Annotated in this window: 17 protein-coding genes; 10 read left to right on the top strand and 7 right to left on the bottom strand. The window is 68.1% G+C overall.

Translation table 11 applies throughout. The features are described from left to right. Together IHQ52_RS09405 and IHQ52_RS09400 are read left to right on the top strand one after the other, a co-directional pair. A complete protein-coding gene (locus IHQ52_RS09405; RefSeq protein ID WP_024499946.1) occupies positions 1–1992 on the top strand; it encodes a gamma-glutamyltransferase family protein in 1992 nt (663 codons plus the stop codon). A gap of 176 nt (positions 1993–2168) precedes the next feature. Continuing rightward, positions 2169–4340 (top strand): glutamine synthetase III family protein, encoded by a 2172-nt coding sequence (locus IHQ52_RS09400; RefSeq protein ID WP_024499945.1) that lies wholly within the window; start codon positions 2169–2171, stop codon positions 4338–4340. Positions 4341–4477: 137 nt separating this feature from the next. On the opposite strand, the gene IHQ52_RS09395 is transcribed toward IHQ52_RS09400, so the two are convergent. Beyond that, positions 4478–6085, bottom strand: a complete 1608-nt coding sequence (locus IHQ52_RS09395; RefSeq protein WP_024499944.1) for a PucR family transcriptional regulator — start codon at positions 6083–6085, stop codon at positions 4478–4480. A gap of 75 nt (positions 6086–6160) precedes the next feature. Here IHQ52_RS09395 and pruA point away from each other — a divergent pair, with 75 nt between their 5' ends. The 3 genes from pruA to IHQ52_RS09380 all read left to right on the top strand — a co-directional run bounded on the left by pruA (position 6161) and on the right by IHQ52_RS09380 (position 10399). Then, positions 6161–7807, top strand: coding sequence for an L-glutamate gamma-semialdehyde dehydrogenase (gene pruA / locus IHQ52_RS09390; protein ID WP_024499943.1), 1647 nt, complete (start codon positions 6161–6163; stop codon positions 7805–7807). A gap of 1 nt (position 7808) precedes the next feature. Then, entirely contained in the window at positions 7809–8759 is a 951-nt protein-coding gene (locus IHQ52_RS09385) for a proline dehydrogenase family protein (RefSeq protein WP_024499942.1), read from the top strand. A 383-nt stretch (positions 8760–9142) separates the two neighbouring features. Continuing rightward, positions 9143–10399, top strand: a complete 1257-nt coding sequence (locus IHQ52_RS09380; protein WP_232513078.1) for an HNH endonuclease — start codon at positions 9143–9145, stop codon at positions 10397–10399. 147 nt (positions 10400–10546) lie between these two features. Here IHQ52_RS09380 and IHQ52_RS09375 read toward each other — a convergent pair whose 3' ends face one another. Further along, the gene (locus IHQ52_RS09375; RefSeq protein ID WP_024499939.1) at positions 10547–11095 is read right to left on the bottom strand and encodes a hypothetical protein; all 549 of its coding nucleotides are present in this window, start codon (positions 11093–11095) and stop codon (positions 10547–10549) included. A gap of 340 nt (positions 11096–11435) precedes the next feature. Between IHQ52_RS09375 and IHQ52_RS09370 the strand changes: the two genes are divergently transcribed. From IHQ52_RS09370 to IHQ52_RS09355, 4 genes are read left to right on the top strand one after another with little or no spacing between them, the layout of a single operon-like run. Next, complete coding sequence (locus tag IHQ52_RS09370) at positions 11436–11756, top strand: DUF2249 domain-containing protein (protein WP_193748690.1); 321 nt, start codon at positions 11436–11438, stop codon at positions 11754–11756. A 9-nt stretch (positions 11757–11765) separates the two neighbouring features. After that, the gene (gene fdxA, locus IHQ52_RS09365; protein WP_024499937.1) at positions 11766–12119 is read left to right on the top strand and encodes a ferredoxin; all 354 of its coding nucleotides are present in this window, start codon (positions 11766–11768) and stop codon (positions 12117–12119) included. Continuing rightward, positions 12116–12736 (top strand): helix-turn-helix transcriptional regulator, encoded by a 621-nt coding sequence (locus tag IHQ52_RS09360; RefSeq protein WP_024499936.1) that lies wholly within the window; start codon positions 12116–12118, stop codon positions 12734–12736. Before fdxA ends, IHQ52_RS09360 begins: the two co-directional genes overlap by 4 nt. Then, entirely contained in the window at positions 12733–13209 is a 477-nt protein-coding gene (locus IHQ52_RS09355) for a hypothetical protein (RefSeq protein WP_024499935.1), read from the top strand. The genes IHQ52_RS09360 and IHQ52_RS09355 overlap by 4 nt, the downstream gene beginning before the upstream one ends. A 15-nt stretch (positions 13210–13224) precedes the next feature. On the opposite strand, the gene IHQ52_RS09350 is transcribed toward IHQ52_RS09355, so the two are convergent. Both IHQ52_RS09350 and IHQ52_RS09345 read right to left on the bottom strand, forming a co-directional pair. Next, the gene (locus IHQ52_RS09350) at positions 13225–14937 is read right to left on the bottom strand and encodes a substrate-binding domain-containing protein (RefSeq protein WP_024499934.1); all 1713 of its coding nucleotides are present in this window, start codon (positions 14935–14937) and stop codon (positions 13225–13227) included. Positions 14938–15050: 113 nt separating this feature from the next. After that, positions 15051–15488: a type II toxin-antitoxin system Rv0910 family toxin gene (locus IHQ52_RS09345; protein ID WP_024499933.1), complete on the bottom strand. Its 438-nt coding sequence runs from the start codon at positions 15486–15488 to the stop codon at positions 15051–15053. Here IHQ52_RS09345 and IHQ52_RS09340 point away from each other — a divergent pair. Beyond that, on the top strand, positions 15466–16107 hold the full coding sequence (locus tag IHQ52_RS09340; RefSeq protein WP_024499932.1) for a DNA-3-methyladenine glycosylase: 642 nt from the start codon (positions 15466–15468) through the stop codon (positions 16105–16107). The genes IHQ52_RS09345 and IHQ52_RS09340 overlap by 23 nt on opposite strands. 8 nt (positions 16108–16115) lie before the next feature. On the opposite strand, the gene IHQ52_RS09335 is transcribed toward IHQ52_RS09340, so the two are convergent. The 3 genes from IHQ52_RS09335 to IHQ52_RS09325 form a co-directional block, all read right to left on the bottom strand. Continuing rightward, the gene (locus IHQ52_RS09335) at positions 16116–16376 is read right to left on the bottom strand and encodes an antitoxin (protein WP_024499931.1); all 261 of its coding nucleotides are present in this window, start codon (positions 16374–16376) and stop codon (positions 16116–16118) included. Between the two features lie 75 nt (positions 16377–16451). Beyond that, on the bottom strand, positions 16452–18938 hold the full coding sequence (locus IHQ52_RS09330; protein WP_096274916.1) for an HAD-IC family P-type ATPase: 2487 nt from the start codon (positions 18936–18938) through the stop codon (positions 16452–16454). After that, positions 18935–20119 carry an MBL fold metallo-hydrolase gene (locus IHQ52_RS09325; RefSeq protein WP_024499929.1) on the bottom strand — a complete coding sequence of 395 codons (1185 nt, stop codon included), beginning with the start codon at positions 20117–20119 and terminating at the stop codon, positions 18935–18937. The genes IHQ52_RS09330 and IHQ52_RS09325 overlap by 4 nt, the downstream gene beginning before the upstream one ends. Between the last annotated feature and the right edge of the window lie 89 nt (positions 20120–20208).

Below are 20208 nucleotides of genomic sequence, written 5' to 3'. Positions count from 1 at the left end.
ATGAGACGCCGTCGCGGAAGTCCTCATTCCGGGCGTCGGGTCGTCCGCTTCGCGGTGTTCGGGGTCTCCTGCATACTGGTCCTCGCGTCGTGCGGAAACGGCTCCGACAATCCGGCCGCCGCCCCGGTCACCTGCGCGGAGATCCCGAACGGCGATCCGATCGGCGCCGAGAGTGTCTCGGCCGCCCCCACCGACATCGCGACGAAACCCGAGATCGCCTCGGGTTACCGGAGCGGGATGAAACCGGTCGTCACCGCAACGTACGTCGCGGCCACCGCCAATCCGCTCGCCACCCGCGCGGCGTGTGACGTCCTGCACGACGGCGGTACCGCAGCCGACGCGCTGGTCGCCGCACAGATGGTGCTCGGTCTCGTCGAACCCCAGTCCTCGGGGATCGGCGGCGGCGCCTTCGCCCTCTACTACGACGCCACGTCGAACACGGTGCGCGCCTTCGACGGTCGCGAGACGGCCCCCGCAGCCGCCACCGAGACCTATCTGACCCGGATCTCCCCCACCGATCCGGCGCCACCGGTGCCCGGTACACGCGCATCGGGCCGGTCGATCGGTGTCCCCGGCGTGGTGCGGATGCTCGGCATGGTCCACGGCGAGTACGGCAAACAGGCCTGGCGTGATCTGTTCACGCCCGCGGTCTCGTTGGCGGACAGTGGTTTCGAGATCAGCCCGCGTCTGGCCGGCGCGATCGCGGCCGCGGCGGCGGACCTCGAGGCCGACGTCGACGCCCGCGACTACTTCCTGACCGGCGAGGGCGCGGCGAAACCGGCGGGCACCAACCTGGCCAACCCCGCCTACGCGAAAACCCTTGGGGTGCTGGCCACCGACGGCGCCGACGCGATGTACGACGGACCGCTCGCGCAGGCGATCGTCGCCGAGGCGGGCACCACCGCCGGCGGCATGACGCCCAGCCTGATGACCGTCGACGACCTGCGCAACTACCGGGCCATCGCGCGGGACCCCATCGTGACGGAATACCGGGGCCGCCAGATCGTGGCGATGCCGGGACCGTCGTCGGGCGGGATCGCCGTCGCCTCCACGCTGGGCATCCTGGAGAACTTCGACCTGCCGTCGATGCCGCCCACCGAACTCGACGGTTCCACACCGTCGGCCGCGGACGGCGGTCGGCCGAATCCCGCCGCGGTACATCTGATCACCGAGGCCGAACGTCTCGCCTACGCCGACCGCGACAAATACGTCGCCGACCCGGATTTCGTCCCGCTGCCGGGACGCGGCGTCGACACCATCCTCGACCCGGGGTATCTGAAGACCCGGGCCGGACTGATCCGCCCCGGCGCCTCGCTCGGCGAAGCCCCGGCCGGCGATCTCGGACCGGTCCCGCTGGGTTCGCATCCCGGTACCGAGTACGGCACCAGCCACATCACCGTCGCCGACCGATACGGCAACGTCGCGTCGATGACGACGACCATCGAATCTGCCTTCGGCAGTTTCCACATGGTCGACGGCTTCCTGCTGAACAACCAGCTCACCGACTTCTCGGCCGAACCGCGCGACGACGACGGGGCCCTGCTCGCCAATCGGGTGTCGCCGGGGAAGCGTCCACGGTCGTCGATGGCCCCGACCCTGGTGATGCAACCGGGGACCGGGGGCGCACCCGCACAGGTGGTCGCCGCGTTGGGTTCCCCGGGCGGATCGGTCATCATCCAGTTCGTCGTCAAGACCCTTGTCGGGATGCTGGACTGGGGACTGAACCCGCAGCAGGCGGTGTCGATGATCGACTTCGGCTCGGCCAACACCCCGACGTCGAACGTCGGTCGCGAACATCCACTGGTCGACACCACCGACGACGGCGCGCACGATCCGTTGGTGCAGGGCCTCCGCGAACGCGGAGAAGAGGTGTCCGTCGACGAACAGTCCAGCGGTCTGAGCGCGATCATGCGCCACGAGTCCGGATGGATCGGCGGCGCCGACCCGCGGCGTGAGGGTGCTGTGATGGGTGACGACGCCGCACTGCGGTGATCCGGGTGGTCCGAATGGACGAATCCCTGCTGTGCCATCAGTTTTCCTCAGCGTCACACGGGGGCAACGGAGCGCATACACCCAGCTCATAGCGTCAAGTCGCTCGCAAACGCGGCAACACCAGCGACGTCGTCGTGCCGACATTCGCCGAGGTCGACGAGACTCCAGGAGTAACCATGAGTGGCAGCATGTCCCGCCGTCAGGCCATCAAGGCCGTGACGACCTACGAGGTGTCGGCACCCGGATTCACCGAACCGTTGGCAGATACCTTCGGACGCAACGTGTTCGGCTTGTCGTTCATGAAGAAGCGCCTGCCGAAGCATGTCTTCAAGGCGGTCGCGGCGACCATCGACACCGGCTGCGCGCTCGATCCGACGCTCGCCGACTACGTCGCGGTGGCGATGAAGGACTGGGCCATCGAGAAGGGCGCCACCCACTACGCCCACGTCTTCTACCCGCTGACGGGTTTCACCGCGGAGAAGCACGATTCGTTCCTCGAACCCGATTCGAGCGGCGCGTCGCTCGCCGAGTTCGCGGGCAAGACACTGCTGCAGGGTGAACCCGACGCGTCGAGCTTCCCCAACGGCGGACTGCGGGGCACCTTCGAGGCCCGCGGTTACACCGGCTGGGACGTGACGAGCCCGGCGTACCTCCTGGAGAACCCGAACGGCAACACGCTGTGCATCCCCACGATCTTCATCTCGTGGACCGGTGAGGCGCTGGACAAGAAGACCCCGCTACTCCGCAGCCAGCAGGCGATGAGCAAGCAGGCGATGCGACTGCTGAAGCTCTTCGGCCACGAGAACGTCGACACCGTCGTCTCCTACGCCGGTGCCGAGCAGGAGTACTTCCTGATCGACGAGCACTTCTTCTACGCCCGGCCCGACCTGATGACCTCCAACCGCACGCTGTTCGGCGCCCCACCGTCGAAGGGTCAGGAGTTCGACGACCACTACTTCGGCGCCATCCCCGAGCGGGTGCTGTCGTTCATGATCGAACTCGACCGCGAGCTGTTCAAGCAGGGCATCCCGGCCAAGACCCGCCACAACGAGGTCGCCCCCGGCCAGTTCGAGATCGCGCCGGTCTTCGAACGATCCGTGCTCGCCCACGATCACCAACAGCTCATGATGACCACGATGAAGGCCGTCGCCGAGAAGTACGGGATGAAGTGCCTCCTGCACGAGAAGCCCTTCTCCGGGGTCAACGGCTCGGGCAAACACGTCAACTTCTCACTCGGCAACTCCAACCAGGGCAACCTGCTCAACCCCGGGGACACCCCGCACGAGAACATGCAGTTCCTCACCTTCTGCGGTGCCATCATCCGCGCCGTCCACACCTACGGCGGCCTGCTGCGAGCCGCGGTCGCATCGGCGTCGAACGATCACCGCCTGGGCGCGAACGAGGCTCCGCCGGCGATCATCTCGATCTTCCTCGGCGAGCAGTTGATGGACGTCTTCGAGCAGATCGCCAAGGGCGGCGCCACCGGCTCCAAGGCGGCCGGCGTCCTCGAACTCGGCGTCGACACCCTGCCCCCGCTGAAGGCCGACCCGGGCGACCGCAACCGCACCAGCCCGTTCGCCTTCACCGGCAACCGATTCGAGTACCGCGCACCGGGTTCCAACCAGTCGATCTCCGATCCGATGGTCGCGATCAACACCATCCTGGCCGATTCCATCGACTTCATCTCCAGCGAACTGGAGAAGTTGCTCGCCGACGGCGCGGAACTCAACGACGCCGTGCAGAAGGTGTTGCAGGAGATCATCAACAGCCACGGCGCGGTCATCTTCAACGGCAACGGCTACTCCGACGAATGGCAGGAGGAGGCCGCCGGCCGCGGCCTCAAGAACCTCCGAACCACCGTCGACGCAGTCACCGAGTACACCGCGCCCGAGGTCGTCGAGATCTTCGAGAAGTACGGAGTCCTGTCGGCCCGCGAACTCCACGCCCGCGAGGACGTCATCTTCGAGTACTACGGGCTCACCGTCCTCGTCGAGGCCAAGGAGACCGCGGAGATCGCCAAGACGATGATCATGCCCGCCGCGATCCGCTACCAGGGCGAACTGGCCGGCACCGCGGCGTCGTTGAAGATGGCCGGGATCGAATCTCCCACACCACTTCTCGTTGAGATCACCGAACTGATCGGCACACTGCAGGCCGCGGTGGTCACCCTCGACGAGGGCATCGCCGGCATGCACGGCGAGAGCACCTACGAGGAGTCGAAGTACGCACTCGAGACGCTGATCCCGGCGATGGCCGCGGTGCGCGAGGTCGCCGACACGCTCGAGAGCATCGTCGCCGACGATCTGTGGCCGCTGCCCACGTACAACGAGATGCTCACCATCCTCTGAGATCTCGCGAACGCACCACCGGAAAGCGCCCCCGAAGTACGCCCTCCACAGCGGATCCGACGACAATACGTCGCCGGTCCCGCTCCACGGGGTGGATTCCGGGGGCGTTTTCCGGGGCGGGTTTTCAGAGGTGACCGCTACCGCACCCGCAAGGACAACGCCACGACGAGCCGCGTGGCGGGATCCTCGAGGTCCATCCCGGTCAGGGCCTCGATCCGGCGGATGCGGTAGCGCAGCGTGTTCGGGTGGACGTGGAGATCCCCGGCGGCGGAACGGACGTCGCCGAAGCGGTCGAGGTAGGCGCGCAGGGACACGGTGAACTCGCTGCCGGTGCGGTCGTCGAGGTCGGCGAGTTCGGAGACCCGCGGGTCCACCAGGTCGGGGTTCTCGGCGAGGAGCGCCACGATCTCGCCGAGCAGGACACCGGTGCGCGAACCGCCGACGGTCGTGACATCGTCGATCAGTTCACCTTCGAGGGAGGCCGCGTCGAGCACACGGTCGATCTGGGTCCGCAGTTCCGGTACCGCGGCGAGGTTGTCCGGTCCCGCGACCACGGCCCGGATGTGGACGCCGAACTGCCGGTCCGTCGCATCGACGGACACCCGCGCCCACTCGACCGCGGCGTCACCGGTCACGCCGGGCAGCACCACGTAGGCGCGGTCACCGATGGCCGCGGTCACCGACAACGGACTGAACGCGCTGGCGTGCAGGGTGAGCGCGGAGATGCGAGTGCCGTTCTCTGCCAACGGGACCGGAGCGTCCACGGCCGACCCGGTCGTCGCGAACCCGACGAGCACCACCGCGACGGAGGATTCGATGCCCAGTTGGGCGGCCAGGGCGTCGACGTCGACGATGTCGCCGCGCGCGCCGAGGAGCCGACGAACCGATTCGTCGTGTTCGGTTCCGGCGGTTCGACGCCGGGCGATCACCCGAGCGGCCATTGCGGCGGCACCGGTGAGGACCTCATCGGTGTCGGCGGCGAAGGGCCGGGTACCGCGCTGCAGCCAGACGACCCCCAGGAACTCAACCGTCCCGGGGGCCCGGATCGCGACCGCCCGGCGTTCTCGCAGCCCGAGGTCGGTGCGTGCGTCGACCGCCACCACCCGCGACGACCGGCGCAGCGCGTCCATCACCCCCCACTGCCGGAGCCAGGCGAGCATCTCCGGCGGCCCCTCGCGTCCGAGGATCGACAACCGCCGGAGCTCATCGGCCTCGTCGCCTGCCGAGCTGTAGGCCAGCACGTGCGAGCGCTCGTCCTCGATGCTGACCAGGCCACCGGTGCGCCGGGCGACCTCGGCCGCGATTTCGAAGAGGTCGCCGGTGGTACCCGACTCCATCGACTCGCCGTCGTTCGGCGAACGCCGCGCGGTGTCAAGGACGCGCGCCACGAGGTTGTAGATGCGCTCCCACCTAGCGTGCGGGTCGATGGCCACGACCGCGATTCCGAGTCGATCGGCGAGATCGGTGAGTGTCGCCGACGACGTCTTGCTCATGACGGCCACCGGACGGTGCATTCCGAGACCGCCCAACAGTTCGGTGCTCACCTCGTCGGACAGTCCGACCAGCAGGAACACGTCAGCGGACCGCGTGGCGTGACCGAGGCCGAAGTGGACGTCGTCGATGTCGATCATCGCCAGGCTCCGCACCGGCACGTCGAGTCCTTGCGGCGCGGTGCTCAGCGTCGCCACCGTCCGGTCGAGGGCCAGGATCAGACGCCCCAGCGCCACACCCGGCGACTTGTCCATGAGAACAAGGCTACGGCCGATCGGTTTGCCGATCGGCCATATCGCGCGAACCATCTCCCCAGGTGAACTGACGTCATGGACGCCATCACCACTCCCCCTCGGCCGGCCAACGAGCCGGTACACACCTACGCACCCGGATCGCCCGAACGCACCCGCATCATCAATGAACTCACCAGCCAGTCCATGGCGGGCCGTCGCGAGCTGCCGCACATCATCGGCGGGCACCTGCACCTCGGACACGGCGAGCAGATCGACGTCGTGCAGCCGCACGCACACCGTGAGGTGCTCGGCTTCCTCACCAACGCCACGCACGACGACGCCCGCGCCGCCGTCGACGCCGCGATGGCCGCGAAGGACGAGTGGGCCCACACCAGCTTCGACGACCGCGCCGCGGTGATCCTGCGCGCGGCCGAACTGCTGTCGGGTCCCTGGCGCGAACGGGTCGCCGCCGCGACGATGCTCGGCCAGTCGAAGTCGGTGCAGCAGGCCGAGATCGACGCTCCCTGCGAGCTCGTCGACTTCTGGCGGTTCAACGTCGCCTTCGCCCGGGAGATCCTCGCCGAGCAGCCGGTGTCGTCGCCGGGTGTCTGGAACCGGCTCGACCACCGTCCGCTCGACGGATTCGTCTACGCGGTCACCCCGTTCAACTTCACCGCCATCGCCGCGAACCTGCCGACCGCACCGATGCTGATGGGCAACACCGTGGTGTGGAAGCCCTCTCCCACACAGGCGTATTCGGCCCAGTACACGATGGCACTCCTCGAGGCCGCGGGACTTCCTCCCGGGGTGATCAACCTCGTCCACGGCGACGGCCGGGCCGTGTCGGATGTGGTTCTCGCGGACGAGAACCTGGCCGGGATTCACTTCACCGGCTCGACCACGACCTTCCAGCACCTGTGGCGGGAGGTCGGCGGCAACATCGGCAAGTACCGGAACTACCCGCGGCTCGTCGGCGAGACCGGCGGTAAGGACTTCGTCGTCGCGCATTCCTCCGCCGAACCGCGGGCGCTCCGGACGGCATTGATCCGCGGCGCCTTCGAGTACCAGGGCCAGAAGTGCTCGGCCGCCTCGCGTGCCTACATCGCCCGGTCGGTGTGGGACAAGATGGGCGACGACTTCCTCAGCGAGACCGCCGAACTGGGCTTCGGCGACGTGCGCGACCTGTCGAACTTCGGTGGTGCGCTCATCGATCGTCGCGCCTTCGACAAGCAGGTCACCGCGCTGCGACGCGCCAAGTCCACGCCGTCGCTCACCGTCGCGGTCGGTGGCGCCTGCGATGACACGGTCGGATACTTCGTGCGTCCGACCGTGCTGCTGTCCGACGACCCTCGGGACGAGGCGTTCTCCACCGAGTACTTCGGACCGATCCTGTCGGTGTACGTCTACGACGACGCCGACTACGAGACGATCCTCGATCTGGTCGACACGACGGCGCGGTATGCGCTCACCGGTGCGGTCATGGCGACCGACGTCGCGGCGGTCGCCCTCGCCTCGGATCGGCTCCGCAACGCCGCCGGCAACTTCTACATCAACGACAAGCCGACCGGCGCCGTCGTCGGCCAGCAACCGTTCGGCGGCGGGCGCTCCTCGGGCACCAACGACAAGGCGGGGTCGAAGGAGAACCTGTTGCGCTGGACGTCGACCCGCACGATCAAGGAGACCTTCACGCCACCGACGACTTACCGATACCCGCACATGAGCACCGACTTCACGGGGGTCTGAGGTGAGCACCCTCTTCGACACCGTCCTGCGCCCGACGATCATCGCCGCGGCGCGCAGCGAACGGATCAAACAGGCCTCGCAGCGATGGTCGGCGACCGAGAAGGTCGTGCGGCGGTTCGTACCCGGCGAATCACTCGACGACGTGCTCACCGCGATCAGACGTGAACTCGACGACGGACTCGCCGTGACCATCGACTTCCTCGGCGAGGACACCGTCGAGGAATCCCAGGCCGATGCCACCGTCGCCGCGTATGTGGCTCTGCTGGAATCGATGTCGGGCCTGGGCCCGGTGCCACCGGGTTCTCTGGAGGTGTCACTGAAACTGACCGCACTCGGCCAGAGACTGCCCGAGCACGGCGCCAAGATCGCCGAAGAGAACGCACGGACGATCGCGGAGGTGGCGCGGTCCGCGGGTGCGTCGGTCACCGTCGACGCCGAGGACCACTCGACCGTCGACGAGCGACTGGCCGTCGTGCGCTCGCTGCGGCGCGACTTCCCCGACGTCGGGACCGTGCTGCAGGCGTATCTGCGACGCACCGAGGACGACTGCGCCGAGTTCGCGGAGTCGGGTGCGCGAATCCGGTTGTGCAAGGGCGCCTATGCCGAACCACCGTCGGTCGCCTACCCCGACCGTGGTCAGGTCGACGAGGCGTACCTCCGCTGCCTGCGAATCCTGATGAAAGGCAACGGTTATCCGATGGTCGCCAGCCACGACCCGACGATGATCGAGGCCGCGTCGATTCTGGCGAAGGAGTTCGATCGGGCTCCCGACACCTGGGAGCACCAGATGCTCTACGGCATCCGCAGCGACGAGCAACGTCGGCTCGCCGCCGCGGGAGCTCGAGTGCGCGTGTACATCCCGTACGGCACCGAGTGGTACGGATACTTCGTCCGTCGCCTCGCCGAGAAGCCGGCGAACCTCGGGTTCTTCCTGCGCGCGCTGGCGGGGTAGAGGCCGGGCGGACCCAGGTTCAGGACCCGGGATCGCGTTGTTGCCGTCCCAGCCGGTGACGTGCACACCGGACGGCGACCGGCTGCGCATCGCCGGCCCGGGAATGACCCTGACCAAACCGTCGTGTTGACCGAACACCCGGATGTGGAGAAACATGGTAGTTGAACATATGTTCGAGTAAAGGGGGTCAAGCAGGGTCATGGCGGAATTGACCACGGTTCTCGACCATCTCACCGATTCGCGCGGTCGACTTGGTCGGTGTGCAGTTCTTGTCAGACCCCCGATGTAGAACTGAAGACACACGAAGAATTCACTCCAGAGCAGCAGTCAACGACGGTCCCACTCAACCGCTTGTACACCTCAGAAGAGGGATGGCTGCCGTCATGATCGACACCGACACGACTCCACTCGACGCAATCCTCGATCAACTCGTCGAGATCACCCCACCCACCGACGACCCCACGAGCGTCCACACGTACTCACAGCTGCGCCGATGGATACTGCTGCGCAACCTCGCCGATCACCGCATCGCCTCCTTCACAGCACAACTCGATGAGCTCGGCGTCGCAGCAAAAGCCGGCTCCACCACCAAGAACCTGCTGATCGAGATCGGACTCCCACCCGCAGCAGCCACTCGCACCGCCCGCATCGCCGACCACCTCGGCACGCTGGACAAGGTCGAAACCGGCGCAGCTGACGGCCGCCTCGCGGGTGAAGTCGTCGACGCCATCGTCCGCGGGATGTCCACGATCGAGAAACGCTCCCCCACATCACTTTCCGACGACGACCGAACCATCTACCAAACCGAACTCCTCACCCAGGCCCTGTCCGGCGCCACACCCACCGACATCCAGAAGCACGCCCAGACGATCGGCAACACCATCGCCGACACCACCGACGGGGGTGTCCCCGCGTGTGACGACCGATCCCTGGACACCCTGTCGCACAGCCTCACCGACGACAACCGCATCGACATCCGCGCCAACGTGACACAAGTCGTGGGCGAGAAACTCATCGCCATGATCGACGAACGCAGCATCCCCCGCCCCGAACCCGACGGCTCCCCCGACCCACGCTCCCCCGAACAACGACGAGCAGACGCACTCGAAGTACTGCTCGACCAAGCCGCCGTCGGAGCCGCCATCGACGCCATCGGCAGCCCGCGAACCCAGACAGTGCTGACCATCCCCGCCGACAGCGGCAATCCCGCCTTCCTGCCCTGGACCGGACCGGTCACCCAAGCCACCGCGAAACAACTGTCCTGCGACGGAACCCTCACCGAGATCATCATCGACGACGAGACCGTGCCCCTGGCCATGGGCCGCGAACGACGACTGTTCCCGGCACACCTGCGCAAAGCGATCATCGTCCGCGACGAGACCTGCATCAAATGCGGTGCACCGCCCTCACACACCCAGGTCCACCACATCCAACACTGGACCGACGACGGTGACACCGACCTCGACAACGGATGCCTGCTCTGCCAACGCTGCCACACCCACGTCCACCACCACGGCTGGGACATCATGATCGGCTACGACCGCCACCCCTGGCTCATCCCACCCGCCGACATCGACCCCCAACGCCGCGCCCTACCCGCCCACAACCGACGCACCATGCGACTCGACGACGCCGCCTGACACACAGACTCTCGCGCAGCACCTTCCGCACCCGACACCCGCCGGGACCGCATCCGTACCTTGACAACTCCACAGTGTGAGAAGTGAGCCACCGCAGACGGTGCCTTTTCCGCTCGGCCGCGCACCCGAGCTCGAAAGCACCCATCATCACATCGGCTGGGCTCGCCTCACCTGGGCGGCGGCGCGGGCGGCGTCGAGTTCGACGTCGGTGATGATCGTCGCGGGACCGATGTGCAGGGTCCCCGACGTCAACGGCTGCGCCCGGAGTCCGCCACGCCCGATGAGCGCCTTGCGCACGCCCTTGCCGGCGACGGTGTCCATCCACGAACACGGATGTGCGGGACGCCCGCCACGGAAGCGGAGCGGTCCGGAACCGGTGTCGAGCTCGAACTCCCTCCCGCGTAACGGGTCCAGTTCGACACCGCGGACCACGACGTTGCGTCGGGCCGATACGGGGTCCACGTCACCGGCCGCCGCGACCCAGGCCTCGAAGGCAAGGAACGTCGCCGCGGCTTCGGTGTGGGCCTTCACGCCGAAGAATCGGTCACCTCGAATGCCCTTGTCCGCAACGATCTCCACCGTGTCAGGTGTGTGGGTCTCGACCTCATCGGCGGGACCGTCCTTGGGCCGTCCGAAGTACGCATGCTTCGGGGACACCACGAAGGTGACGATCTCGCAGGGGTATTCGTACCGCATCAGGTGGACCCTTCGAGGCTCATCGACTTCGAAGCGCTCCTTCGTCGCTCACTCAGCCCGGCGCACTCACGCAGCGCGTAGCAGCGGTCACGAACCTGATCAACCGGGTCGATCGGCACAACCACCACCCGTCCTCGTCGAAGGCGCGCACCTCGTCCGTCCGACAATTCTCTGGCCTTCCCGTCGGTGAGGATGCACCCCAGACGCTATCGCTCCCGGCGCGCCGCCGCGGACATCAGCCGCCGAATGGGCGTGGCTGCCAGCGGGGATGCGGCGGCCGGACGGACGTGCTTTAATTTTCACAACCTTAATTCGTGTTTAATCGGAAGGCGCTTCGGACATGGCCGATATCGAACTCGACGTCCGGGAGATCCCCAAGCCGCTACGGCATCCCAAGATCTTCGGCATCTTCGACGATCTGTCCGTCGGTGAAGCGCTGATCCTGGTCAACGACCACGACCCCATCCCGCTGCACGGTCAGTTCGAGGACGTTCGCGCCGGGGCGTACTCCTGGGAGTATCTCGTCCGTGAACCCCGCGACTACCGGATTCGTATCGGCAAGACCGCCGACGTGGAGCCCGCCTCCACCGACGCACCGGCGGCGACCCACAACCCGGCGGCAGCGCCCGAGTCGGCGCAGCAGCTGCTCGGCGACAACTGAGCTGCGATCATGACCTACGTCATCAGCCTGCCGTGTGTGGACGTGATGGATCGTGCCTGCGTCGAGGAATGTCCGGTGGACTGCATCTACGAAGGCGGTCGCAGCCTCTACATCCACCCCGATGAATGTGTGGACTGCGGCGCCTGCGAGCCGGTGTGTCCAGTCGAGGCCATCTTCTACGAGGACGACCTACCCGAGGAGTACGCCGGTTACCTGACCGACAACGCCGACTTCTTCACCGAGACGCTACCAGGCATGGACTTGCCGCTCGGATCGCCAGGCGGAGCGGCCAAGCTCGGGGCCATCGCGGCCGACGCCCCACTCGTCGCATCCTTACCTCCGCAGGAGAACCCGTTGGAATGAGCCTGCGCACCACGTTGACGACACTGCTACGCGACGCTCCCGATGGTGCGACGCTGACCGAGCTCGCGAGCGCGGCCGATGTGCCACCGACCACCGCACGCTTCCACCTCGACGCGCTGGTGGCCGATGGCGTCGTAGAACGCGACACCGCCCCGCCTGCGGGACGGGGCCGGCCACGAGCGGTCTACCGTACGCGCCGGCGCATGGATCCGGCCGGCCCACGCAACTATCTCGCCCTGGCGAGATCGCTGATGGCCGCCCTCGGTGACGTCCCGGATGCCGCCGAGCGGGCCACCCGGGCCGGGGAAAAGTGGGGTCAGGAACTCGGCGACAGCGGGCACGACCCGGTGCCGGTACTGCTGGCTACCTTCGCCGACGCCGGTTTCGCCCCCGAGCGGGTCCCGGCCGCCACAGACGAACACATCCGGATCGCCCTGCGCCACTGCCCATTCCTGGAGCTCGCGCAGGCCGACCCGCAGATCACCTGCGCGGTCCACCGCGGCCTGATCCGCGGCGTGCTGCGCAGCTGCGAGAAGGATCCCGACACCACTGTGCTGCTGCCCTTCGCGGGCGGCGACCACTGCGTCGCCGCTGTGACCGCTGGTGACGCCCCGTGACCGCCGGGCAATCGGACCTCACCGTCCGGCGCGGGCAGATCAGCATCGACCGCTTCACCTGCCTCGGTACAGCCTGCGTGGTGGTCGGCGGCCTGGTCGCGGCGGTGGCGCGGCCGCTGGATCTGACCAAGGGCAGCTGGCTGGCGGCCTACCTGGTGCTGGTCTGCGGGGTGGCGCTCGCGGTCATCGGCGCCGCCCAGCAACACACCCGCGAACCGGTGCCGCCGGGTGTCCAGCATCTGCAGCTGACCGGCTGGGTGGTGGCCAACGGCCTGGTGATCGGGGGATCACTCGCCGAGCTGCCCTATGTCGTCGATGCCGGGTCCCTGATCCTGTTCACCGTTCTCGCGCTCACCGCCTGGGCAGGCCGCAGCCTTGCCAGAGACTTCCCCCTGGCCGGCGGCGCCTATCTGGCAACGATTTTCGTCCTCGCGAGCAGCATCCCCGTCGGCATCGTGCTCGCACATCGCTGAACCGGCCAGGCGCGGTCAGCGACCGGCCGCGGCGACGCGCGCCTGGATGGCGTCGACGAAGACGGTCCGGATGTCGGCGGCGTTCTCGGCGATGTAGGTGGTGCCGCCGGTGGCCTCGGCGATCTGCTTGAGCGCGTTGGAGTCCGCGTCGTCGGAGATGCCGATGGTCAGGACCAGCACGGGTCGCGCCGGATCCTCGAGTCGCTTCAGCTCGGCCAGCAGGTCGTCGAGGCCGATGCTGTTCGGATCCTCGTTCTGGCCGTCGGTCATGATGATGACGCTGTTGGAGTAGTTCGGGTCATAGGTGTCCTGCACCTTCTTGAACGCCGCGAGTGTGGTGTCGTAGAGGCCCGTACCGCCACCCAGATCCGACAGACCCTCCTCGACCGCTTTACCGAGCGCATCACGGTGCGTCCCACTGCCCGACCGCGCGTCGAGTCGCCGGATGGGTGCCATCTCCACCCAGTCCTGACCTTCACCGCCCTTGTCGACGCTGAACGCCCAGCCACCGATCATCGTGTTGTTGGGGAACAGCTTCAGGCCCGTCTTCGACGCATCGATCAGCAGACCCGCGCGGGTGGTGCCGCCGGCGGGCGTCTCCATCGAACCCGAGGTGTCCTGGACGACGAGGGTGCGGATCGGTACACCGAGCACCTGCCACTGGCGCAGTGCCTTGTCGACCGCCGACGGATCGCGCAGCTGTAGTTTCTTGACCGGCTCGCCGACCCCGTTACCGTCGGCGTCGCGGTAGCCCGCCTCGGTCAGCGCCTTGCGGCCCGCATCCGTGTTCAGTGCCGCGACGAGTGCGGTACCGGCGTCGTCGGCCACCTGCTGGCGAGCCGCGGACGCGGTGTTCACCAGGGGGTAGTCGAGCATCACGGTGCCCGAGGCGGGAATGGTGGACTTCAGCTTCGACCCCTGATGGGTGCGCATGAAGAGCTCGTACTGCTGCTCGGTCGTCACCACCGGCACACCGGAGGTGTTCGCCAGGTTGAGTCGGGTGCCCTCGTTGTCGTTGACGAGGCGTGCGTTGTTCTGCTGGATGGCCAGGATCGTCATGGCCTCGGTGAACTTCTCCTCCGGGAGTTCGCCGGCGTCGACGGCCGCGAGCGCACCGATGATCGGGGCGTCGCCGGTGCTGGTGTCGACCGGGCTGCCGGTCCTCAGGTCGGGCAGCTTCATGACGTCGACCCACGTCTGCAGTTCGGGGACGTTCTCACCGGCGACGACGGCCGGGGTGGAGGCGGTCGACGGCGATACCAGGTCGAGGTCGCGGCGGACCTGCGTCGTGACACGACGTGCCTGCACCTGCGAGTCGGCGACCCAGAGGTCGGGGGCGGCGGCGCCCTGCGTCAGCAGACCGGGCACGTCGGCACCGGCCGCGGTCTGGACGTCGTAGTCGTAGCAGGAATCCGCGGACGCCTGACGCGCCACCTCGCGGAGGGGTCCGGTCATCGCGGCGTCGGAGGCGACCGCCACCCGGGTCCGGTCACCGCAACCGCCGGAGCCGGCCTGCCAGATGATCACGCCGGTGACCAGCACGACGACCGCGACGAGGGCAACGATCGCCCAGAGCCAGCCACCGCGCCGGCCGCTGCCGGCCTCCCGGTGCTCGAAGCCGAAATCGTCGTCGGACCGGCTGTTGCCGCCCGCGGCTCCCCCGCTGCTCGCAGCAGCCCTGGACCAGTCGTTTCCGCCGCGGTCGGCATCTGAGCTGTGACGCCCCATAGTTACTCTCGTTCCCCTCGTACGGCGGTGTCCTCCACCGTCTGACGCATCGCTGTCACCCGTCACCGCGTCGGCGCGGCGCCCGATGAGGCCCGCGCGACGTCACGCGCGGGTCAGCCGAACACCTCTCGGAATTGCTGCAGCGACTTTCGCAGATCCCCCGATACCGCCAGGACCGCGGTCTTCCCCACGGGCCCGATGAGCGGCAACCCACCCAGATCAACAGTGAAGGTTACTTCCGATCCGCGCGAAGTGGGAATGATGCCGAGATCGAGCTTCGCCTTCACCCCGCCTTTCCCGCTTCCCTTGAGGCGTACGTGCGACACCGGGTCGAACTTCTCGATGACCCAGTCGAAGCGCACCCGCGTGCCCTTGACCCTGACGATCGAGGCGATCTCGATGCCCGTGCGCAGCTCTCCGGCGGCGGGGATCGGGCTGCGCCAGGTCTCGTGGATCAGCAGCCACTCCGAGTACCGCCCCAGGTCCGACGCGGCGGCCCAGGTATCTTCCGGAGACAGTTCAACCTCGATGGAGTCACTCGTCTTCGCCATGGTCCCAGAGCCTAGTGTCCGCGCGTCCGATCCTCCCGCGCCGGTGGCCGAACAGGCCCGCGGGCTACTCGGCGTCCACCTGACCGGCCACGGCGTGACGATCCAGCTCACCGAGGTGGAGGCCTATGCGGGCCCGGACGATCCCGCATCGCATGCCTACACGCGGACCGCCCGTTCGGAGATCATGTACGGCCCGCCGGGACGGCTGTACGTCTACCGCATCCACGGCCATCACTGCGCCAACATCGTGGTGCAGGGACCCGGCCCGGCGGCGGCGGTCCTGCTGCGGGCCGGGGAGGTGGTCGACGGGGTCGAACTGGCACGTGCCCGACGCGGCGCCGCGCGCTCGACGCCGGTGTCCGACGATCGGCTCGCGAGCGGGCCGGGAAACCTCTGCCGCGCGCTCGGGATCACGATGGCCGACCTCGGCACCGATCTCACCGATCCGGCCACGCCTGTGACTCTCGACACATACCGCCGCGGACCGCTCCCGGAGCTGCCGGTGACCGCCGGACCGCGCGTCGGCGTACGACGTGCGGCCGACCTGTCGTGGCGGTTCTTCTTCGACGGTCACCCGACTGTATCGGGGTATCGACGCCACCCGCGCGCCGGCGGGTGACCTGGTACCTACTGCGGGTTTTGCGGGTTCCGGGGCTGCGGGCTCTGCTGGCCCGGCAACGGCTCCCCTGGGTTGGAGGGCGGGGTCTGACGCGGAGCGCCCTGCTCCTGCGCGCCGACGGCCTTGCGGACGGCGTCCTGGGCCTTGTCGACCTGGCCGGCGTACTTGTTCTTGGTGGCCTTGTCGATGGCGTCGCCGCCCTTCTCGATCAGGTTCGGGTTCTTGCGCAGCGTGTCGCGTGCCTTGTTGACGAGTCCCTTGAGATCCATGACGTCTCCTGTGTGTCGACGAGCCGAACTTCTTCCGGCCATACGCCGCAGAGTTTAGCCGCCTGCACGGCGTGGTCACGCGGCCGCCGCGTCGACCTCCACCGAGTGTTCCGCGGGCGAACCGTGAGTCGCGATCCACCGCGGCACCACCCGCGAAACGGCCTCCACGCACACGATCCCGATCGCCGCCGAGACGAGCGCAACCGAGTTCATCATCGCGTTGGACGAGTCGAGACGGAAGAGGTCCTGGGTGAACGGCCACGCGAAGATCAGCACGTAGGCTCCGGCCGAGACGCCGAGCAGGACGACCTTCCACCAGGTGTAGGGCCGGGCCACCACCGCGAGAACGTAGACGGCGATCGCGATGAGCGTCATGAGCGACGCGGTCGCGGCCTGCGTCTGCGCCGGCGACAGGTCGACGGCGTCACCGCCGACCTCCACCCCCGGCCCGCCGGGGTTGACGATCAGATAGGTGACGAAGGTGCACAGGCCGACGATGATGCCGTTCGGGACCGCCTGCAGCAGCACACGGCGGACGAAGCCGCGTCGGGCGCGTTCGTTGTTCGGGGCCAGCGACAGCACGAACGCGGGAATGCCGATCGTGAACCACGCCGAGATCGTCACGTGGATCGGCTGGAACGGGTAACTCAGCGGATCGGAGTCGAACAGCTTGCCCAGCACACCGCCGACGCCCACGAACAGCGCCAGGAGCACCGCGTACACCGTCTTGGTGAGGAACAGGTTGGACACGCGTTCGATGTTGCCGATGACGCGGCGGCCCTCGCCCACCACATACGGCAGGGTCGCGAACTTGTTGTCCAGCAACACGATCTGGGCCACCGATCGGGCGGCCGAGCTGCCCGACCCCATCGCGACACCGATGTCGGCGTCTTTGAGTGCGAGCACGTCGTTGACACCGTCGCCGGTCATCGCGACGGTGTTGTCCCGCGCCTGCAGCGCCTTGACCATCGCGCGCTTCTGATCGGGGCGGACCCGGCCGAACGTGACGCCGTGCTCGACGACATCGGCCAGTTCGTCGGTGTCGTCCGGCAGCCGGCGCGCATCGACCGAGGTGTCAGCGGTCCCGAGGCCCAGTGATTCGGCGACCGCGCCGACCGAGCGGGCGTTGTCGCCGGAGATCACCTTGACCGCGACGTGCTGCTGTTCGAAGTATTCGATGGTGCCGCGCGCGTCGGGCCGGACCCGCTGTTCGAGCACGACGAGCGCGACCGGGGTCACGGTGCCGGGGGCGACCGCGCCGCCGGCGGGTTCGGTGTCGACGGGGACGTCGGTGCGCGCGAGCAGCAGGACACGCAGCCCGGTGGCACCGATGTCGGAGGCGAGCTGTGCGGTCGGCCCGCTGGGATCGAGCAGCACGTCGGGTGCGCCGATCAGCCAGTTGCCCGCGTCGTCGCCGGCCGGGCCGTCGAACGACATGCCGCTCCACTTGGTGGCCGAGGTGAACGGTTTGATGGCCGACACGGTCCACGCGGGCGGCGTCGGGTAGGCCTCGGCGACCGCGATCATGCTGGCGTTGGGCCGCGGGTCGTGGGCCGAAAGCGCGGCCAGCACCTCCCCGGCCCGGTTTTCCGGCACGTCACCCACGAGCCTCAGTTCGGACAACCGCATGCCGTTCTCGGTGAGGGTGCCGGTCTTGTCGGCGCACACCACGTTGACCCGGGCAAGCCCTTCGATCGCCGGGAGTTCGTTGACCAGGCACTGCCGCTGACCGAGCCGCACGACGCCCACCGCGAAGGCGATCGAGGTCATCAGCACCAGACCTTCGGGGACCATCGGCACCAGGGCGGCGACCATCCCCAGCAGCGCCTGCTTGAGACCGTTGTCGCTGATGAACAGCTGATTGACGATGGTGAGGAGGCCGGCGGGGATCAGCAGCCAGGTGATCACCCGCAGGATCTGGTCGATCCCCGACCGCAGTTCGGAGGAGACGAGGGTGAACTTCGACGCCTCGGCGGCGAGTTGCGCGGCGTAGGCGTCCGCCCCGACCTTGGTCGCGCGGTAGGCACCGCCGCCGGCGACCACGAAACTGCCGGAGAGGACCCGCGCACCCGGGTCCTTGTCGATGGGGTCGGCCTCACCGGTGAGCAGCGACTCGTCGACGTCGAGTGCGATCGCCTCGATCACCTCCCCGTCGACGACGATCTGATCGCCGGCGCCGATCTCGATGATGTCGTCGAGGACGACCTCGTCGGGCGACACCTCGGCGACCTCACCGTCGCGCCGCACCCGGGGCCGGGTCTGGCCCACGATGGCCAGCTTGTCGAGGGTGCGTTTGGCCCGCACCTCCTGGACGATGCCGATCGTCGAGTTCGCGATGATCAGCAGGCCGAACAGTCCGTTGATGAGTGATCCGGTGAACGCGACGATGGCGAAGAGGACGCCGAGTATGGCGTTGATGCGGGTGAACACGTTGGCGCGCACGATGTCCGCGACGCTGCGACCCGAACGGTCGGGCATGGAGTTGACCTTGCCGTCGGCGACCCGCTGCGCCACCTCGGCCGCGGTCAGGCCGGGCTCGATCGTCTCCGCCGTGGTGCTCACGCCGAAACCTCCCACCAACTCGAGTGCGCCACACCCGTTCCGGTGCGATGTTCGATGTCGATCGAACCACCGGGTTGCGGTACGAGCACAGTCGGGTCGCCGTGGTGTGAGGCCGCCTGCAACCGCGCGATCGGCTCGCCCCACGGATGGCGTGCGAGATTGAAGGTCCCCCAGTGGATCGGGATCATCACCGAATCGGCTCCCGCGCCGGGCGACACCATCCGGTGCACCGACAGCGCCTCCTCCGGGTCGACGTGGACGTCGGGCCACAGCACGTCGTAGGCGCCGACGGCGATCAGCGTGAGGTCGAAGGGACCGAGTCGCGCACCGACGTCCTCGAAGCGTTCGGTGTGCCCGGTGTCGCCCGAGAAGAACACCCGGTGGGTGTGCCCGGCGATCGCCCAGCTCCCCCACTGCGTCAGATTGCGGACCAGCCGCCGACCCGAGAAGTGGCGCGCCGGACCGCAGGTGAACCGCAGCTCACCGCCGCGCGTCGCGACGACCACCTCGTCCCACCAATCAGCCTGCCGGATCCGGCCCTCGGCGATACCCCAGGACATCAGGTGTGCGGCGACGCCGATGGTCGTGACGAAGACCGCGTCCGGCTGGGTGGCGGCGATGGTGGTGACGGTGTCCATGTCGAGGTGGTCGTAGTGGTCGTGGCTGATGACCACCACGTCGATCGGCGGCAACTCTCGCGCCGGAAGCGGCGCCGCGTGCATGCGCGCCGGACCGACGAGCTGACTCGGGGAACACCGGCGGCTGAGCACGGGGTCGGTGATGATGCGCGCTCCGTCGATGTCGACGATCGCCGTCGCATGTCCGAGCCAGGTGGCCGAGAGGTGCGCGGGAGCGTCGAAGGTCGGGACGGTGAGCATCACCGGCCGTCGGGGCCGTCCCGGGCGGCGTGCCATGTCGGCGAGCACCTGGAGGTCCGCGGCGACGGACGCCTCGGGCGGTTCGGGGTTGTCGAAGACCCCGTCGCGCAGGTTCGGTGACGTGCGGACATGCGGCATGATCTCCTCGCGGGTGGCGCCGAGCGCGCGTGCCGGGCCGAGACCGCCGGCGGCGAGCCGTCCGGCCACCGCGTCGGCCATCATCGCCCCCGCCGATGTCACCCGCCCGAGGACCCGCGAGGTCGCGTCGGAGCCGGTTCTTCCGGGGTTCGAGGTCACGTCCACACAGTAATCCGATCGGCGGGGGTACGACGTGAAGCGCGACGACGCCGGAACCGAACCTCACACGGCCGGATGCGGATTGTGAGCCGGGG

The sequence above is a fragment of the Gordonia amicalis genome, from assembly GCF_022059885.1.
Classification (GTDB): domain Bacteria; phylum Actinomycetota; class Actinomycetes; order Mycobacteriales; family Mycobacteriaceae; genus Gordonia; species Gordonia amicalis.
Note: the sequence above shows the minus strand (reverse complement) of the source record. Positions and strands in the feature narration are given on the sequence as shown.

Coding starts and splice junctions, on each gene's coding strand:
- IHQ52_RS09405 (WP_024499946.1), top strand. CDS start 1: ATGAGACGCCGTCGCGGAAGTCCTCATTCCGGGCGTCGGGTCGTCCGC.
- IHQ52_RS09400 (WP_024499945.1), top strand. CDS start 2,169: ATGAGTGGCAGCATGTCCCGCCGTCAGGCCATCAAGGCCGTGACGACC.
- IHQ52_RS09395 (WP_024499944.1), bottom strand. CDS start 6,085: ATGGACAAGTCGCCGGGTGTGGCGCTGGGGCGTCTGATCCTGGCCCTC.
- pruA (WP_024499943.1), top strand. CDS start 6,161: ATGGACGCCATCACCACTCCCCCTCGGCCGGCCAACGAGCCGGTACAC.
- IHQ52_RS09380 (WP_232513078.1), top strand. CDS start 9,143: ATGATCGACACCGACACGACTCCACTCGACGCAATCCTCGATCAACTC.
- IHQ52_RS09375 (WP_024499939.1), bottom strand. CDS start 11,095: ATGCGGTACGAATACCCCTGCGAGATCGTCACCTTCGTGGTGTCCCCG.
- IHQ52_RS09370 (WP_193748690.1), top strand. CDS start 11,436: ATGGCCGATATCGAACTCGACGTCCGGGAGATCCCCAAGCCGCTACGG.
- fdxA (WP_024499937.1), top strand. CDS start 11,766: ATGACCTACGTCATCAGCCTGCCGTGTGTGGACGTGATGGATCGTGCC.
- IHQ52_RS09360 (WP_024499936.1), top strand. CDS start 12,116: ATGAGCCTGCGCACCACGTTGACGACACTGCTACGCGACGCTCCCGAT.
- IHQ52_RS09350 (WP_024499934.1), bottom strand. CDS start 14,937: ATGGGGCGTCACAGCTCAGATGCCGACCGCGGCGGAAACGACTGGTCC.
- IHQ52_RS09340 (WP_024499932.1), top strand. CDS start 15,466: ATGGAGTCACTCGTCTTCGCCATGGTCCCAGAGCCTAGTGTCCGCGCG.
- IHQ52_RS09345 (WP_024499933.1), bottom strand. CDS start 15,488: ATGGCGAAGACGAGTGACTCCATCGAGGTTGAACTGTCTCCGGAAGAT.
- IHQ52_RS09335 (WP_024499931.1), bottom strand. CDS start 16,376: ATGGATCTCAAGGGACTCGTCAACAAGGCACGCGACACGCTGCGCAAG.